At 59.8% G+C, this 14,947-nt stretch carries 12 protein-coding genes; 8 read left to right on the forward strand and 4 right to left on the reverse strand.

Translation table 11 applies throughout. The features are described from left to right. The first annotated feature begins 7 nt into the window (after positions 1-7). The 3 genes from NKH17_RS11880 to NKH17_RS11890 all read left to right on the forward strand — a co-directional run bounded on the left by NKH17_RS11880 (position 8) and on the right by NKH17_RS11890 (position 3,265). Positions 8-1,333, forward strand: coding sequence for an ABC transporter substrate-binding protein (locus tag NKH17_RS11880; RefSeq protein WP_254817688.1), 1,326 nt, complete (start codon positions 8-10; stop codon positions 1,331-1,333). Positions 1,334-1,419: 86 nt separating this feature from the next. Next, complete coding sequence (locus tag NKH17_RS11885; RefSeq protein ID WP_254817687.1) at positions 1,420-2,370, forward strand: carbohydrate ABC transporter permease; 951 nt, start codon at positions 1,420-1,422, stop codon at positions 2,368-2,370. Between the two features lies 1 nt (position 2,371). After that, entirely contained in the window at positions 2,372-3,265 is an 894-nt protein-coding gene (locus tag NKH17_RS11890; RefSeq protein ID WP_023717433.1) for a carbohydrate ABC transporter permease, read from the forward strand. A 90-nt stretch (positions 3,266-3,355) separates the two neighbouring features. On the opposite strand, the gene NKH17_RS11895 is transcribed toward NKH17_RS11890, so the two are convergent. Together NKH17_RS11895 and NKH17_RS11900 are read right to left on the reverse strand one after the other, a co-directional pair. Beyond that, on the reverse strand, positions 3,356-3,868 hold the full coding sequence (locus NKH17_RS11895) for an alpha/beta fold hydrolase (RefSeq protein WP_352896704.1): 513 nt from the start codon (positions 3,866-3,868) through the stop codon (positions 3,356-3,358). Next, positions 3,853-4,311: an alpha/beta fold hydrolase gene (locus tag NKH17_RS11900; protein WP_352896703.1), complete on the reverse strand. Its 459-nt coding sequence runs from the start codon at positions 4,309-4,311 to the stop codon at positions 3,853-3,855. Before NKH17_RS11900 ends, NKH17_RS11895 begins: the two co-directional genes overlap by 16 nt. A 148-nt stretch (positions 4,312-4,459) precedes the next feature. Between NKH17_RS11900 and NKH17_RS11905 the strand changes: the two genes are divergently transcribed. The 5 genes from NKH17_RS11905 (at position 4,460) to NKH17_RS11925 (ending at position 11,850) form a co-directional block, all read left to right on the forward strand. Continuing rightward, positions 4,460-5,209, forward strand: coding sequence for a competence/damage-inducible protein A (locus NKH17_RS11905; protein ID WP_352896701.1), 750 nt, complete (start codon positions 4,460-4,462; stop codon positions 5,207-5,209). Between the two features lie 74 nt (positions 5,210-5,283). After that, positions 5,284-6,117, forward strand: coding sequence for a universal stress protein (locus NKH17_RS11910; protein ID WP_352477397.1), 834 nt, complete (start codon positions 5,284-5,286; stop codon positions 6,115-6,117). Positions 6,118-6,228: 111 nt separating this feature from the next. Beyond that, the gene (gpt, locus tag NKH17_RS11915; RefSeq protein WP_352649197.1) at positions 6,229-6,729 is read left to right on the forward strand and encodes a xanthine phosphoribosyltransferase; all 501 of its coding nucleotides are present in this window, start codon (positions 6,229-6,231) and stop codon (positions 6,727-6,729) included. Between the two features lie 222 nt (positions 6,730-6,951). Beyond that, on the forward strand, positions 6,952-7,440 hold the full coding sequence (locus NKH17_RS11920; RefSeq protein ID WP_254817682.1) for an NUDIX hydrolase: 489 nt from the start codon (positions 6,952-6,954) through the stop codon (positions 7,438-7,440). 645 nt (positions 7,441-8,085) lie between these two features. After that, complete coding sequence (locus tag NKH17_RS11925; protein ID WP_352896699.1) at positions 8,086-11,850, forward strand: vitamin B12-dependent ribonucleotide reductase; 3,765 nt, start codon at positions 8,086-8,088, stop codon at positions 11,848-11,850. Positions 11,851-12,867: 1,017 nt separating this feature from the next. Here the strand turns inward: NKH17_RS11925 and NKH17_RS11930 are convergent. Both NKH17_RS11930 and NKH17_RS11935 read right to left on the reverse strand, forming a co-directional pair. Then, a complete protein-coding gene (locus tag NKH17_RS11930) occupies positions 12,868-13,389 on the reverse strand; it encodes a hypothetical protein (protein ID WP_352896698.1) in 522 nt (173 codons plus the stop codon). Then, entirely contained in the window at positions 13,386-14,741 is a 1,356-nt protein-coding gene (locus tag NKH17_RS11935) for an HD domain-containing protein (protein ID WP_352896697.1), read from the reverse strand. Before NKH17_RS11935 ends, NKH17_RS11930 begins: the two co-directional genes overlap by 4 nt. Positions 14,742-14,947: the final 206 nt, after the last annotated feature.

Genomic DNA, 14,947 nt, shown 5'->3' on the forward strand with positions numbered 1-14,947 from the left:
AGCGAACATGAAATTCACCAGACGTGACGTGATCCGCACCACCGCCGGCGCGGCCGCGGGAGCCTTGGGAAGCCGGTTCATCGGCTCTCCCGCCTTTGCTCAGGAGGGGTTGAAATACAAGCCCGAGGACGGCGCCAAGCTCAGGCTGCTGCGCTGGTCGCCTTTCGTGCAGGGCGACGAGGATCAATGGCTGGCCAACACCAAGCGCTTCACCGAAGCGACCGGCGTCGAGGTCCGCGTCGACAAGGAAAGCTGGGAGGACATTCGCCCCAAGGCGGCGGTCGCCGCCAATGTCGGCTCCGGCCCGGACCTGATGTTCGTCTGGTTCGACGACCCGCACCAATATCCCGACAAGCTGCACGATGTGACGGAACTAGGCGAATATCTCGGCTCGAAATATGGCGGCTGGCACGATGGACCGCACCAATATGCGACACGGCAAGGCAAGTTCCTCGGCCTGCCGCTGGCGACCATCGGCAATGCCATCGTCTATCGCGAAAGCTGGGTGAAGGAAGCCGGCTTCTCAGAATTTCCAAAGGACACGGCAGGCCTGCTCGAGCTTTGCAAGGCATTGCAGGCGAAGGGGCACCCGGCCGGCTTCACGCACGGCCACGGCGTCGGCGACGGCAACAACTACGCCCACTGGCTGCTGTGGAGCCATGGCGGCCAGATGGTCGACGAGAACAGCAAGGTGACGATCAACAGCCCCGAGACGCTGAAGGCGATCGAATACGCGCAGCAACTCTACAAGACCTTCATTCCCGGCACTGAAAGCTGGCTCGACGTCAACAACAACCGCGCCTTCCTGGCCGGCGAATTGAGCGTCATCGCCAACGGCATTTCGGCCTACAACACCGCCAAGATCAACAAGGACAAGGATCCGAAGCTGGCTGAAATAGCCAAGGACATCCGCACCACCAACCTGCCGATCGGCCCGGTCGGGAAATCCGTCGAGCTGTTCCAGGTGACCACGGCCGTGATCTTCGACTACACGCCCTACCCCAACGCGGCCAAGGCCTACCTGCAGTTCATGTTCGAGGATCCGCAAATGTCGCAGTGGATCACGTCGTCGGCAGGGTATTGCTGCCAGACGCTCAAAGCCTTTGACAACAACCCGGTTTGGACGGCCGATCCGAACAATGCCGCTTACGCCAAGGCCTCGGCGACGCTGCGGCCCAACGGCTATGCCGGCCCGCTCGGTTATGCCTCGGCGGCGACCATGGCCGACTATGTGCTGGTCGACATGTTCGCCAAGGCGGTGACCGGCCAGGCGACGCCACAAGAGGCGATGGAAGAGGCCGAAAAGCGCGCCAACCGCTACTATCGCGTTTGAGCCGGCTCGGCCGGGCAGCCATGCTGCCCGGCTTCGAATCGCGCATGGCCGCCCGGCCGTTTACGAAACCTTAGAGGAGCCGACCCATGGCCGTGACCTCCGCCGCCGTTCAGCCGCGTCCCTCGATCTTGTCTCGCATCCTGGCGACCTTGGCCGATAGCCGAAACGCGCTTGGCTTCGGCTTCATGCTGCCGGCGGCGGCACTGCTGCTGGTCTTCCTGACCTATCCGCTCGGGCTCGGCGTCTGGCTCGGCTTCACCGATGCCCGCATCGGCCGCCCCGGCATCTTCATCGGCATCGAGAATTACGAATATCTGTGGGACGACGCCGTCTTCTGGCTCTCCGTTTTCAACACCTTGCTTTATACGATCAGCGCCTCGATCCTGAAGTTCGTGCTCGGCCTCTGGCTGGCGCTTATCCTCAACCAGAACCTGCCGTTCAAATCGTTCTTCCGCGCGATCGTCTTGCTCCCCTGGGTGGTGCCGACGGTGCTGTCGGCGATCGCCTTCTGGTGGATCTACGATTCGCAGTTCTCGATCCTGTCCTGGGCGCTTATGGAAATGGGCCTGATCGACCATCGCATCAATTTCCTCGGCGATCCCGAGAATGCGCGGGCTTCGGTCATCGCCGCCAATGTCTGGCGCGGCATTCCTTTCGTGGCGATCACGCTGCTTGCCGGCCTGCAGACGATTCCGCAGTCGCTCTACGAGGCCGCCACGCTCGACGGCGCGAGCCGCTGGCAATTGTTCCGCTATGTGACGCTGCCGCTGCTGACGCCGATCATCGCCATCACCATGACGTTTTCGGTGCTGTTCACATTCACCGACTTCCAGCTGATCTATGTGCTGACCCGCGGCGGGCCGGTGAATGCCACCCACCTGATGGCGACGCTGTCGTTCCAGCGCGGCATTTCCGGAGGCCAGCTTGGCGAAGGCGCCGCGATCGCAGTCGCCATGATCCCGTTCCTGCTGGCGGCGATCCTGTTCAGCTACTTTGGCCTGCAACGGCGCAAATGGCAGCAGGGCGGCGGAGATTGACATGACCGCGATCGAAACGAGCAAACGCCCGGAACTCGACGAAGGCGGCATGGGCTACCTGCAGAGCGTGCCGCGCCGCGTGGTGACGGTCTACCTGCCGTTGCTGATATTCGTCATCGTGCTGTTGTTTCCGTTCTACTGGATGACGATCACGGCGGTTAAGCCCAATCTCGAGATGACCGACTACGCCAATTTCAATCCGTTCTGGGTGGTGCATCCGACGCTCGAGCATATCCGCTACCTGCTCTTCGAGACATCCTATCCGGGCTGGCTGCTCAACACGATCATCATCTCGACCGCCGCCACGTTCCTGTCGCTGCTGGCTGCGGTGTTCGCTGCCTATGCGATCGAACGCTTGAGGTTCTCCGGGGCGCGGCAGGTCGGCCTCGCGGTGTTCCTGGCCTATCTCGTGCCGCCTTCGATCCTGTTCATTCCGCTGTCGGTGATGGTGTTCAACCTTGGGCTTTACGACACGCCCTTCGCTCTCATCCTCACCTATCCGACCTTCCTGATCCCGTTCTGCACATGGCTGTTGATGGGTTACTTCCGCTCGATCCCGTTCGAGCTGGAGGAATGCGCGCTGATCGACGGGGCGAGCCGCTGGCAGATCCTCACCAAGATCGTGCTGCCGCTGTCGGTGCCGGGCCTGATTTCCGCCGGCATCTTCGCATTCACGCTATCATGGAACGAGTTCATCTACGCCTTGACCTTCATCCAGTCGTCCGAAAACAAGACTGTGCCGGTCGGCGTGCTCACCGAGCTGGTGCGCTCGGACGTCTATGAATGGGGGGCGCTGATGGCGGGAGCGCTGATCGGTTCATTGCCGGTGGTGGTGCTCTATTCGTTCTTTGTCGAGCACTATGTTTCCTCGATGACCGGAGCCGTGAAGGAATAGCCGATATCCTGATTAGGTTCGGAGGTATTCCCGGCGGTCGGGATGCCCGGGGCGGCACCCTGCCTGCCGAGACCGCGTTCCGGGAGGGTGTCAGCCGCCGGTGTCGGACTTCGGCGCAAATGCGCGGTCGGCAATGCGTTCGATGAAAGCGACGACCCGTTCCGGCTCGACGAATTGCGGCATGTGGCCAAGCCCCTCGACAGGTTCGAAATCGAGCCCGCTGATCTTTTCCATCACCGGCCAGCCGTGGATATCGATGCCCAGCACGCGGTCGGAAGCACCGAACAGAATGCCGGCCGGCATGGTGATCTCACTATAGCGTTTCTCGATGCGGCCAAGGTCATGCTCGACGGCCACGACATCGGTCGATGTTGCGTAGAAATGGCTTGGCCTCAGCCCGCACCAGCCGCCGCCCTCGACCATATAGTCGGCCGGTGCCGTCTGTGGCGCGAAGATGAAGGCCAGCGTGCGTTCTGCATATTTGAGAGCCGCCGGGATCGCCATCGTATGAGCCATGATCCGGCGCCGCAGCGGCGAATTGATGTATAGCGGGCCGAACTTCTCGCGCGCGTCCGGCTCCAGATGGGTCAGCGGCGCCAGCAAGGCGATAGCGTCAGCGCGATGGCGCCACCCAGCGAATGACCGACGACCAGAGGCTTCTCCAGCCCAAGCGCCTCGATAAAGCGCCGCACGATCTCGGCCTGCTCGGGCAGCCGCCCGCTGGCGCCCCTGGCCCGCACCGAATAACCGGAACCCGGACGGTCGAGCGCAATCAGCCGATAGTTCGGGCCGAACCGTCCGAACAGCGTGTGGCCGAATTGATGAAGCTGCGCGCCGAGGCCGTGCAGGAAGACGATCGGCCGCCCCTCGCCCGTCTCGACATAATGAATGCGGTTGCCGTCGATCTCGATGAATTTCCCGCTGGCCGGCACCAGCCTTTCGGCTTTCGCCGCGATCCGCCGTGTCGCCAGCAGAGGATAGGCTGCCACGACGAGCGCCAGCAGAACCAGCGCGCCGGGCAGCCATAGAAGAATCGGTACCGGCATGTCTTGCTCAAGGCTCCAAACCCGCACGCAGCATCACCCGCCGAAGGGTCCACTGCAAGGGAGGTGGCACAGGTGGATCCGTCGTTGGCGGCATTGCCGCCGGCCGTCCGCCGCGCTATCTCAGGCGACCCGTTTGCCGGAGCCTGCCATGACCGAAATCGTCACCGCCGCCATGCTCGTCATCGGCGACGAGATTCTGTCCGGCCGCACCAAGGACAAGAACATCGGCCACCTCGCCGATATCATGACGGCGATCGGCATCGATCTGAAGGAAGTGCGCATCGTTGCGGACGAGGAAGACGAGATCGTTGCTGCGGTGAATGCGCTGCGCACCCGCTACACCTATGTCTTCACGACCGGCGGCATCGGCCCGACGCATGACGACATCACCGCCGATTCGGTTGCCAAGGCCTTTGGTGTGCCATGCGAATACGACGCCAGGGCCTACGCCCTGCTGGAGGCAAGCTATGCCGCCCGCGGCATCGAATACACCGAAGCGCGCAAGCGCATGGCGCGGATGCCGCGCGGGGCAGACCACATCGACAACCCAGTGTCGGTTGCGCCGGGCTTTCGCATCGGCAACGTCCATGTCATGGCCGGCGTGCCGGCGATTTTCCAGGCGATGCTCGACAATGTCGTGCCGACGTTGCGGGCCGGCACCAAAATGCTGTCGGCCACCGTGGAATGCCCGTTCGGCGAAGGCCTGATCGGCGGGCCGCTGGGCGACATCCAGAAGGCGCATCCGGAAACGATCATCGGCTCCTATCCGAAATATGGCGACGGCAAATTCTGGACGGAACTGGTGGTGCGCGCCCGCAGCCAGCAGGCGCTGGACTCCGCACGCGCCGATGTAGAGGCTATGGTGGCGGGTTTGATCAAGGCAAACAAGCCGGGCTGATCGGCGTGACGGAACCAAGCATCGCGCAGTGACGTTTGTCACGATGGGATCGCCGTAAGGAGTGAGGGACTGCCATGCGATTCAAGACCATCGTCGCCATACTACAGAACGAACAGGACGCCGAGCGCGTGCTCGACTGCGCGATCCCGCTGGCCAGCCGGTTCCAGAGCCATCTGATCGGCATTCATGCCGAGGCGCTGCCCGTGCCCTACACCTCGGCCACCGGCTTTCCGGACACCGAGTTCCTGCAGGTTTCGGCCGACATGAACCGGGAGCGCGCCGAGAAGTTGCAGGCCGCCTTTCACAATCGCGTCGAGAATTCCGGCCTGTCGTTCGAGTGGCGCAGCCTCGAGAGTTTTTCCGGCGACAGTGCGCTGACCGGCATCTCGACCGTTCGCACTGCGGACCTGATCATCGCCGCGCAGCGCGAATCGGGCAGCGACCCGAGCGCCGACGTCGACACGCTGGTCTACGATGCCGGCCGGCCGGTGCTGGTGGTGCCGCATTCGGGTCCGCTGGTGACCAGCTTCAAGCATGTGCTGCTCGCCTGGAACGGCAGCAAGGAAGCCGCGCGTGCGGCCTTCGATGCCCTGCCCTTCATCATCGAGGCTGAGAAGACGGACATCGTCGTCATCGACCCGCCGGATACGCTCGACGAGGCGCCGGAAACGGCCGGCGCAGAGATCGCCGCCTCGCTGTCCAGGCACGGCGCGACCGTCAGCGTCTCGGTGCTGAGGTCCGGCGGCGCCTCGGTCGATGACATCATCCAGACCAGGGTCGCCGAAACGGGTGCGGACCTGCTCGTGCTCGGCGCCTACAGCCATTCCTGGCTGCGCCAGCTGCTGTTCGGCGGGGTCACGCGGACGGTGCTGCGCACCGCACCGGTGGCGGCTTTCCTGTCGCGGTAGCTTCACAGGGATAGCTTTCCACTCCCCTTGCCAAGCCCAAGCCTTTCCAGTTAATTCCGCGCGCATTCCATAGTGTCTGCGCGCGATGCGCGCTTTGCGGAGTGCGCGAAGATGTCCCTGCCCGAAAAAGCCTTCCCGGTCTCCTGGGACCAGTTCCACCGCGATGCGCGCGCGCTCGCCTGGCGGCTTGCCGGCGCCAACAAGGGGCAATGGAAGGCGATCGTCTGCATCACGCGCGGCGGCCTGGTTCCGGCCGCCATTATTTCGCGCGAGCTTGGCATCCGCGTCATCGAGACGGTCTGCGTCGCGTCCTACCACGACTACACCAGCCAGGGGCAGCTGCAGGTGCTGAAGGAGATCACACCAGCGCTGCTCGCCGATGATGGGGCCGGCGTGCTGATCATCGACGACCTCACCGATACCGGCAAGACGGCGGGCATCGTGCGCGCGATGATGCCCAAGGCGCACTTCGCCACCGTCTACGCCAAGCCGAAAGGCAGGCCGATGGTCGACACTTTCGTTACCGAGGTCAGCCAGGACACCTGGATCTATTTCCCCTGGGACATGGGCTTCACCTACCAGAAGCCGATCGCCGACGACCACGCCGGCTGATTCGCGGCAACGCGGCTTGTTGCAACCAGCCCGCCCAAGGCATCATCCGCAGCCGAGAAATGCCGACTTGATGCTCGCGCGGCCGCCCCATTTGAGCGAGACCGGGCGCAAATCGGCAGAATCTCGCTGGTCCATGAAACATTTTTTACTTTTATTGCTTATAATTAGCCGTAAGATTCATGAGACGGCAAATGATTCTGGAAGCTGGGGCAAGCTTCTCCGATGTTGACGAGGCCAACGACGCACAACCATCTGGCCGAAAGGGTCCAGCGACTCTTCGGCGCGGTGCCGTCCCGCCTGCAGGTTGCGGCCTTGCCTTGGCGCGATAGCGGGGACGGCGTCGAAATCATGCTGATCACCAGCCGCGACACCGGCCGTTGGGTGCTTCCCAAGGGCTGGCCGGAAGCGAAGGAGCCGCTTTGCGAAGCGGCGGCGCGCGAAGCCGGCGAGGAGGCCGGGCTGCGCGGCACGATCTCGCATCACGAGGCCGGCCGCTATTTCTACGCCAAGGTGCTGGATTCCGGCGAGGAAGTGCCGTGCGAGGTTCTGGTGTTCCCGCTGCAGGTCGACAAGGTCGCCGACCGGTGGAAGGAAAAGCGGGCACGCACCCGTAAGTGGGTCAGCGCCGCCGAGGCTGTGGGCATGGTGCATGAACCGGACCTTCGCCAGATCATCGCCCATTTCTGCGCCGATCCACGCCGGTTCTCCTGAGCCCGAGCGGCGCATAGCCGCGGTCAGGTGCCGCGAACGCCATCGCCGAAGCACCTCCGCGCGGCGCCGAACCTTCCTCGCCGCGCTCCGCTTCTATCCCCGTTATCCACATATGTGACACACAAGATGTTGGGGTCATAAAAGCTACGCAAACGAATCCTTGACGGCGCAAAACGAGTCGCCTTTTATAGGCCATGCGCTCCTGTTGAGAGTGCGACCGGAAAAGTTTCGAGGCCGGTCTTTTTCCCGGAATATGTGCGTTTTGATCCGCATTCCCGCCTGTTTACGAGGCCGGCGGAGGCGTGGGATTTTGAAGCCTTGGGGGCGAAAGGGGAGGATTGTCGGACTTGAATAAATTGTCTGTTAATACTATATTTAGTGTTTGCAGGTAGGTTCGACGCTAGATAATGTGAATTTCCCTCGACCGAGGGCGTTACAAAAAGTTTTCAGTTTTGAGGGACCCACAGGGTCCGTGAGCATGTTGGACAGCGGCCTCGCAAGAGGTCCGACCGGCAGGGCGGCGGAGACTGTGACGATGAGAGCCGGCGGTTTCGAACGCCGGCAGACGGCGGGCATGCGCGTTTCGTCAAGAGGGCAGAAATCCTCTGGGAAAAGCGCTATATGTAGACAAAAGGGACCGGACCAATGCGCATCGAGCGTCGTTTCACCAAGCCAGGACAATCAGCTTACGCGGAGATCGAATTCCGCAAGGCGCTTTCCGAGATCAAGAATCCGGATGGGTCGGTGGTGTTCCGCTTGGACAACATCGACGTGCCGGCCCAGTTCTCCCAGGTTGCCGCCGATATCCTGGCGCAGAAATATTTCCGCAAGGCGGGCGTGCCCGCACGGCTGAAGAAGGTCGAGGAGAAGCAGGTCCCCTCCTTCCTGTGGCGTTCGGTCGCCGACGAGGCTGAACTGGCCAAGCTGCCGGAAGCCGAGCGCTATGGTTCCGAGACCGACGCCCGCCAGGTCTTCGACCGGCTTGCCGGCACCTGGACCTATTGGGGCTGGAAGGGCGGCTACTTCAAGTCGGAGGAAGACGCGCGCGCCTTCCGCGACGAGCTCGCCTATATGCTGGCCACCCAGCGCGTCGCGCCGAATTCGCCGCAATGGTTCAACACCGGCCTGCACTGGGCCTATGGCATCGACGGTCCGAGCCAGGGCCATTTCTATGTCGACCCGTTCACCGGCAAGCTGACCAAGTCGAAGTCTTCCTACGAGCATCCGCAGCCGCATGCCTGCTTCATTCAGGGCGTGCAGGACGATCTCGTCAACGAGGGCGGCATCATGGATTTGTGGGTGCGTGAGGCGCGCCTGTTCAAATATGGCTCCGGCACCGGCTCGAACTTCTCGTTCCTGCGCGGCGAAGGCGAAAAGCTGTCGGGCGGCGGCCGCTCGTCGGGGCTGATGAGCTTCCTCAAGATCGGCGACCGCGCGGCGGGCGCAATCAAATCGGGCGGCACGACGCGCCGCGCGGCGAAAATGGTCATCGTCGACGCCGACCATCCCGATATCGAGGAATTCATCGACTGGAAGGTCAACGAGGAGCAGAAGGTCGCCTCGCTGGTCACCGGCTCGAGGATCGTCAAGAAGCATCTCGAAGCGATCATGAAGGCCTGCATCAACTGCGAAGGCAATGGCGACGATTGCTTCGACCCGGCGGTCAACACCGCGCTGAAGCGCGAGATCAAGGCGGCCAAGAAGGACGCGGTGCCGGAGAACTACATCTACCGCGTCATCCAGTTCGCCAAGCAGGGCTACACCTCGATGTCGTTCAAGACCTACGACACCGACTGGGATTCGGACGCCTATCTCACCGTTTCCGGCCAGAACTCCAACAATTCGGTGTCGCTGAAGGACGATTTCCTGCGCGCCGTCGAGCAGGACGGCGACTGGCATCTCACCGCCCGCAAGGACGGCAAGGTGCTGAAGACGCTGAAGGCGCGCGATCTCTGGGAAAAGATCGGCTACGCCGCCTGGGCGTCGGCCGATCCGGGCCTGCATTTCAACACGACGATGAACGACTGGCACACCTGCGCCTCGGCCGGTGCGATCCGGGCGTCCAACCCGTGCTCGGAATACATGTTCCTCGACGACACTGCCTGCAATCTGGCGTCGATCAACCTACTGCCCTATCGCAACGCCGACGGCACCATCGACATCGCTGCCTACGAGCACACGGTGCGGCTGTGGACCATGGTGCTGGAAATCTCCGTCATGATGGCGCAGTTCCCGTCGAAGGAGATCGCCAAGCTTTCCTACGAGTACCGCACGCTCGGCCTCGGCTACGCCAACATCGGCGGCCTGCTGATGACCTCGGGCATTCCTTACGATTCCGACGAGGGCCGCGCCATTTGCGCCGCCCTCACCGCGATCATGACCGGCACCGCCTATGCCACTTCGGCTGAAATGGCCGCCGAGCTCGGCGCCTTCCCCGACTACGACCGCAATGCGCAGAACATGCTGCGTGTCATGCGCAATCACCGCCGCGCGGCCTACGGCGAAAGGGACGGCTACGAGAAGCTTGCCGTCAACCCGGTGCCGCTGGTCGCCTCGGATCTCAAGCAGCAGGAGCTTGCCGACCATGCCAAGGCCGCCTGGGACCGCGCCATCGAGCTTGGCGAGGAGCATGGCTACCGCAACGCGCAGGCAACGGTGATCGCACCGACCGGCACGATCGGCCTGGTGATGGATTGCGACACCACCGGTATCGAGCCCGACTTCGCGCTGGTGAAATTCAAGAAGCTGGCCGGCGGCGGCTATTTCAAGATCATCAACCGCGCCGTGCCCGAAGCGCTGCGCACCCTCGGCTATTCCGAGGCCCAGATCGCCGAGATCGAGGCCTATGCCGTCGGCCACGGCAATCTCAACCAGGCGCCGGGCATCAATCCCGGGTCGCTCAAGGCAAAAGGCTTTACCGACGAAAAGATCGCCGCACTCAATGCGGCATTGAAGTCGGCCTTCGACATCAAATTCGTCTTCAACCAATGGACGCTGGGCGCCGACTGGGTGAAGGAGACGTTCGGCTTCACCGACGAGCAGCTCAATGATTTCTCGTTCGAAATGCTGCCGGCGCTGGGTTTCTCGAAGAAGGACATCGAGGCCGCCAACATCCATGTCTGCGGAGCGATGACGCTGGAAGGCGCGCCGTTCCTGAAGGCCGAACACCTGCCTGTGTTCGACTGCGCCAGCCCGTGCGGCAAGATCGGCAAGCGTTCGCTGTCGATCAACAGCCACATCATGATGATGGCAGCGGCACAGCCCTTCATTTCCGGCGCCATTTCCAAGACCATCAACATGCCGAACGACGCGACGGTGGAAGACGCCAAGGGCGCCTACATGCTGTCGTGGAAGCTGGCGCTGAAGGCCAACGCGCTCTATCGCGACGGCTCGAAGCTGTCGCAGCCGCTCAACGCCTCGCTGCTCGCCGACGGCGAGGAGGACGAGGACGAAGCGGTCGAGCAGCTGATCGCGGCACCGGCCGCGCAGCGCGCCGTGCAGGTGACCGAGAAGATCGTCGAGCGCGTCGTCGAGCGTCTCTACCGCGACCGCGAGAAACTGCCGAACCGCCGCAAGGGCTATACCCAGAAGGCGGTCGTCGGCGGCCACAAGGTCTATCTCAGGACCGGCGAATTCGATGACGGCCGCCTCGGCGAGATCTTCATCGACATGCACAAGGAAGGTGCCGCCTTCCGGGCGATGATGAACAACTTCGCCATCGCGATCTCGCTCGGCCTGCAATATGGCGTGCCGCTCGAGGAATTCGTCGAAGCCTTCACCTTCACCAAATTCGAGCCGGCTGGCATGGTGCAGGGTAACGACGCCATCAAGAACGCCACGTCGATCCTTGACTATGTCTTCCGCGAACTCGCCGTCTCCTATCTCGGCCGCCACGACCTCGCCCATGTCGACCAGTCGGACTTCGACAAGACCGCACTCGGGCGCGGCATCAACGAAGGCAAGGCGACGCCCTTCTCCAAGGGGCTGACCCGCGGCGCCTCGCCGGTCAAGCTGGTGTCGGGCATGAGTGCCGAGCCCAAGGGCTTTGCTGGTTCGGGCTCCGGAACTCCGGCCCGTACCGCCCCGACCGCCTTCTCCGGCTCCAACGTGCTGACGCTGAAGCCGGCCAGTGACGAGGCCGTCGCCTACAAGCGCGACTACGAGGAGCGCGCCAGGGAACTGGTCGAGGACATCGTCTACGCGGAAGCCTCCGACCCAACGGAACTGTTCACCGACGAAGCCGCGAAGGAAGCAGCCGAGGCAAAAGCACTTGCCGCCAACCGGCGACAGCAATCATTGATGCAGGGCTACACCGGCAACGAATGCTCGGAATGCCATAATTTCACGATGGTGCGGAACGGGACTTGCGAGAAGTGTGATACTTGCGGGGCTACGAGCGGATGTAGCTGAGAAAATCTGCAGCGCTAAAACGTAACATGATCGGCCCGGTCGCAAGATCGGGCCGAAATGGCAAGAGGAACAAAAAGGGTACGACGCATAAGGATGTCTTTATGTGACATCCTCTGGAAACACCAAGGCCGACCCTCCCGGGTCGGCCTTGGATGCCGCGAATAAGCCGAAGCCAACGCGGGACAAAGAGACCTGACGACCTCTCCTGTAGCAAGGTTATCATATGGGGAGTCGGGACTTAGAGTCGAGGTAGCTAAGGCAACATGGGACATAGAAAATGCCTAAATTTGGAACCTCAGCTTATCTAAAATTGATCTCTCTCAATACGAAGCCTCAGCGCACGGAGTTGCGAAAAAGGCTCTCTCCGAGCGACGCTCCCTATGACTTTCATCGCTCACTACGCCTTCACTCTAGTCGATTGTTCGCGAAGGGCGAGAGCATAGAGAGCGTGCTCGAATCCGTAGGTCGCATAACAAAACTGCCAGAACGAACTTCCGTCCAGGCGGGCCTCGCAACCCTCTTGAATTGGCGTGCTTCTCATCCCGCAAAACTTTTTGAAGTTAAGAGCCACATTTACACTAGCCCAAACGACGTCTTCAAACTCAGCTTCACGGCGGATTTTGGGACAGTGATAGACGGTAAAAGATGTGCGGTTCACCTCTGGAATACAAAGAAGCCTCCTCTATCAACGAGATTGACGATTGGAGCCCTCTCTTTAATCAAGCAAAGCTATCCAGAGATAGATAATCTGGTCGTGCTGTCACTGCTCGACTCTCAGCTTTTCTGGTCAGTTGAGGATGCTCGATACGTGGCTATTGGACACAACCTCGCACTCCGGATCGAAGAAGTTATCCTGGGGGTGGAGGAAGAATTGCGGTCGCCCACAAAGGATCGGCGAACTCCGCCTGCTCCTCCACATCCGTTGGCGTGACTCGGATCGGGATGACTAGGGGGGCTGAGGATAGCTCTTTCGATAGCAATTAAAGCGTCGTCAGTAGCTCTATTGGCCACGCTTTTTTATTGGAAGAGGTTCGCCTCTTCAAAAGCTTTCTTAGCTAGATCTGGAAGTATATGAGGCTTCAACCGAACAAGTTCTCCAATTTTGTCTTCCTTTGAGGAATTCGGTAAAAGCTCCGAAACGTAAATTGCAGTAGCTATCCTCTCAAGTTCGGCAACGTTTTTAGGAGCCAAAATTTCGCATATCTTGGAAACAGAAGCCTCATACTGCGCAAAAATATTAGATGCCGTCCTGTCAAGAGCACGCCAAAGCGTTTCATTGACACTAAAGGAAGGCCCATACCCAGGGTTCACCTCCGTCACTAGCAGACCCCGGCTTCGCATATGAACAATACTCTTGCTCAGATCAAATGAGAAAGGGCCATGCTTATAAAGCACGAACTCACTTTCGAAGGGAACATGCTTCACTACTTTCGCTATAAAAATAGCTTTCTGTATATGCGTTTCACCTGTCCAGCTGTGGCGATCTCTCAGCGCCTTAACGACGCCACCAACAAGGACCATTTCCTTAGTAGTAGTCATTTCACGGCCCCAGTGAGAACGGCGTGGCGTTCTTGGGCAATCCAAGCACGGACGTCGCCAGCGATAGTTGGAGAAGCGTAAATTGAATCAACGGTCATAAGAGGAAAATTGGCGAGGATCGGAGACACAGACACGGAAGATTCTACGCGGCCATCAGGCATAAGCACCGGGAACAATGCCGGCGATGACCCCTGGATATAGAAATCCGTTTTGATATTAGCCTCCCCAAAATTCTTCGATAGTATCTTTCCAAGCTGATACGCAGGAGAATTTAGCGGCTTGTTGATATCAGGCTCTAAACTCCCACTTTCAATAGCGCTTTGAAGGATTTCCTGATCTGTCGGGTTGTAGCTGTAGACGGACCTAAAATGCCCTCGTCGAAGAATTGCCTGTGCTGAATCATGACCGGGAGCATCGAAATTTCCAAACGCCGCCCGAATCGATGACATCACCTCATTGTCTGTTTGAGAGAGGTGGAACGCAACGTCTTTACGATAGCCGTTCGCACCGTAGTGGCTTACCATGTAATCAATCAGATGAAGATCATATATCCGGCGAATCGGGTGAAAATATACCTGTTCATACATGAAATAGCGAGCTAAAAGAAGCGCCTCTGCCGAATGCAATCCATTGAACTCCACACCTAGCAATGGCTCTGTACTTCCGCCGTTTCCCATGGACTCTGGCAATATTCGGAGAGACGAGATAAGCTTGGCGTGGTCAAATTTGCCGTAATTAACTCCCGCATAGTATGAGTCCCGAAGAAGGTAATCCATCCTATCAACACCAAACGAATCTCCAGTTATTACTTCTGACAGAATCGATTCCCAGGTTGTAAAATTTTCATTTTTTAACTTCTTTTGCCCAACAGCGAGTTTTTGAACATCCCTCACATGAACCCGGTGACCCATATCCCATACGCCTGCCATAAGATCACTTGAGATGAGATCCAAAGTCAGGTTTTCGTGATCTTCGCCATGAGGCAAAAGCTTTTTCTCTGCAGCGTGAGAGAAGGGCAAGTGGCCGAGATCATGCGCCAACGCAGAAAGAGAGAGTACAGAACGCCAATAGGCAAGATTTTGTCGATCGGGTATTATGTGCTCAACGGTTGGATGTATATTTGCTGGATCAACAAGGACGTCAAAAACCTTTTGAGCCAAATGCATCACACCGATTGAATGGTCGAAGCGCTTGTGGGTAGCTCCTGGATATACGAATGAAGTAAGAGCAAGTTGGTGGATATGGCGCAGCCTCTGAAATGGGATCGAATCCACCAATGCACGCTGCTGTCGATCGAGCTCTATGAAGTTGTGTAACGGATCTCGAAACTCGTGTACTCGCTTTATAGGCATTATTTCCCTCCCGTCCTCCACCCTCTTAGGACAGGCTGATTACTTTATCAACTCGCTAGTATCGAACATCTCAGCTTCGTTGTATCGACCATTTGTCCTGGCTGGATAGCATAGCGATATCAAATGTTCATCGCGCCTAAGCGGAGGGCGAGGCGTAACCTTTTGCAGCGACAGGTAGATACGGCCGGTCTTAACCTAGGTGTGGT

Source organism: Mesorhizobium sp. M1334, from assembly GCF_040317995.1.
Classification (GTDB): Bacteria; Pseudomonadota; Alphaproteobacteria; order Rhizobiales; family Rhizobiaceae; genus Mesorhizobium.

Coding starts and splice junctions, on each gene's coding strand:
- NKH17_RS11920 (WP_254817682.1), top strand. CDS start 6,952: ATGTTGACGAGGCCAACGACGCACAACCATCTGGCCGAAAGGGTCCAG.
- NKH17_RS11925 (WP_352896699.1), top strand. CDS start 8,086: ATGCGCATCGAGCGTCGTTTCACCAAGCCAGGACAATCAGCTTACGCG.
- NKH17_RS11885 (WP_254817687.1), top strand. CDS start 1,420: ATGGCCGTGACCTCCGCCGCCGTTCAGCCGCGTCCCTCGATCTTGTCT.
- NKH17_RS11880 (WP_254817688.1), top strand. CDS start 8: ATGAAATTCACCAGACGTGACGTGATCCGCACCACCGCCGGCGCGGCC.
- gpt (WP_352649197.1), top strand. CDS start 6,229: ATGTCCCTGCCCGAAAAAGCCTTCCCGGTCTCCTGGGACCAGTTCCAC.
- NKH17_RS11905 (WP_352896701.1), top strand. CDS start 4,460: ATGACCGAAATCGTCACCGCCGCCATGCTCGTCATCGGCGACGAGATT.
- NKH17_RS11930 (WP_352896698.1), bottom strand. CDS start 13,389: ATGACTACTACTAAGGAAATGGTCCTTGTTGGTGGCGTCGTTAAGGCG.
- NKH17_RS11910 (WP_352477397.1), top strand. CDS start 5,284: ATGCGATTCAAGACCATCGTCGCCATACTACAGAACGAACAGGACGCC.
- NKH17_RS11900 (WP_352896703.1), bottom strand. CDS start 4,311: ATGCCGGTACCGATTCTTCTATGGCTGCCCGGCGCGCTGGTTCTGCTG.
- NKH17_RS11935 (WP_352896697.1), bottom strand. CDS start 14,741: ATGCCTATAAAGCGAGTACACGAGTTTCGAGATCCGTTACACAACTTC.
- NKH17_RS11890 (WP_023717433.1), top strand. CDS start 2,372: ATGACCGCGATCGAAACGAGCAAACGCCCGGAACTCGACGAAGGCGGC.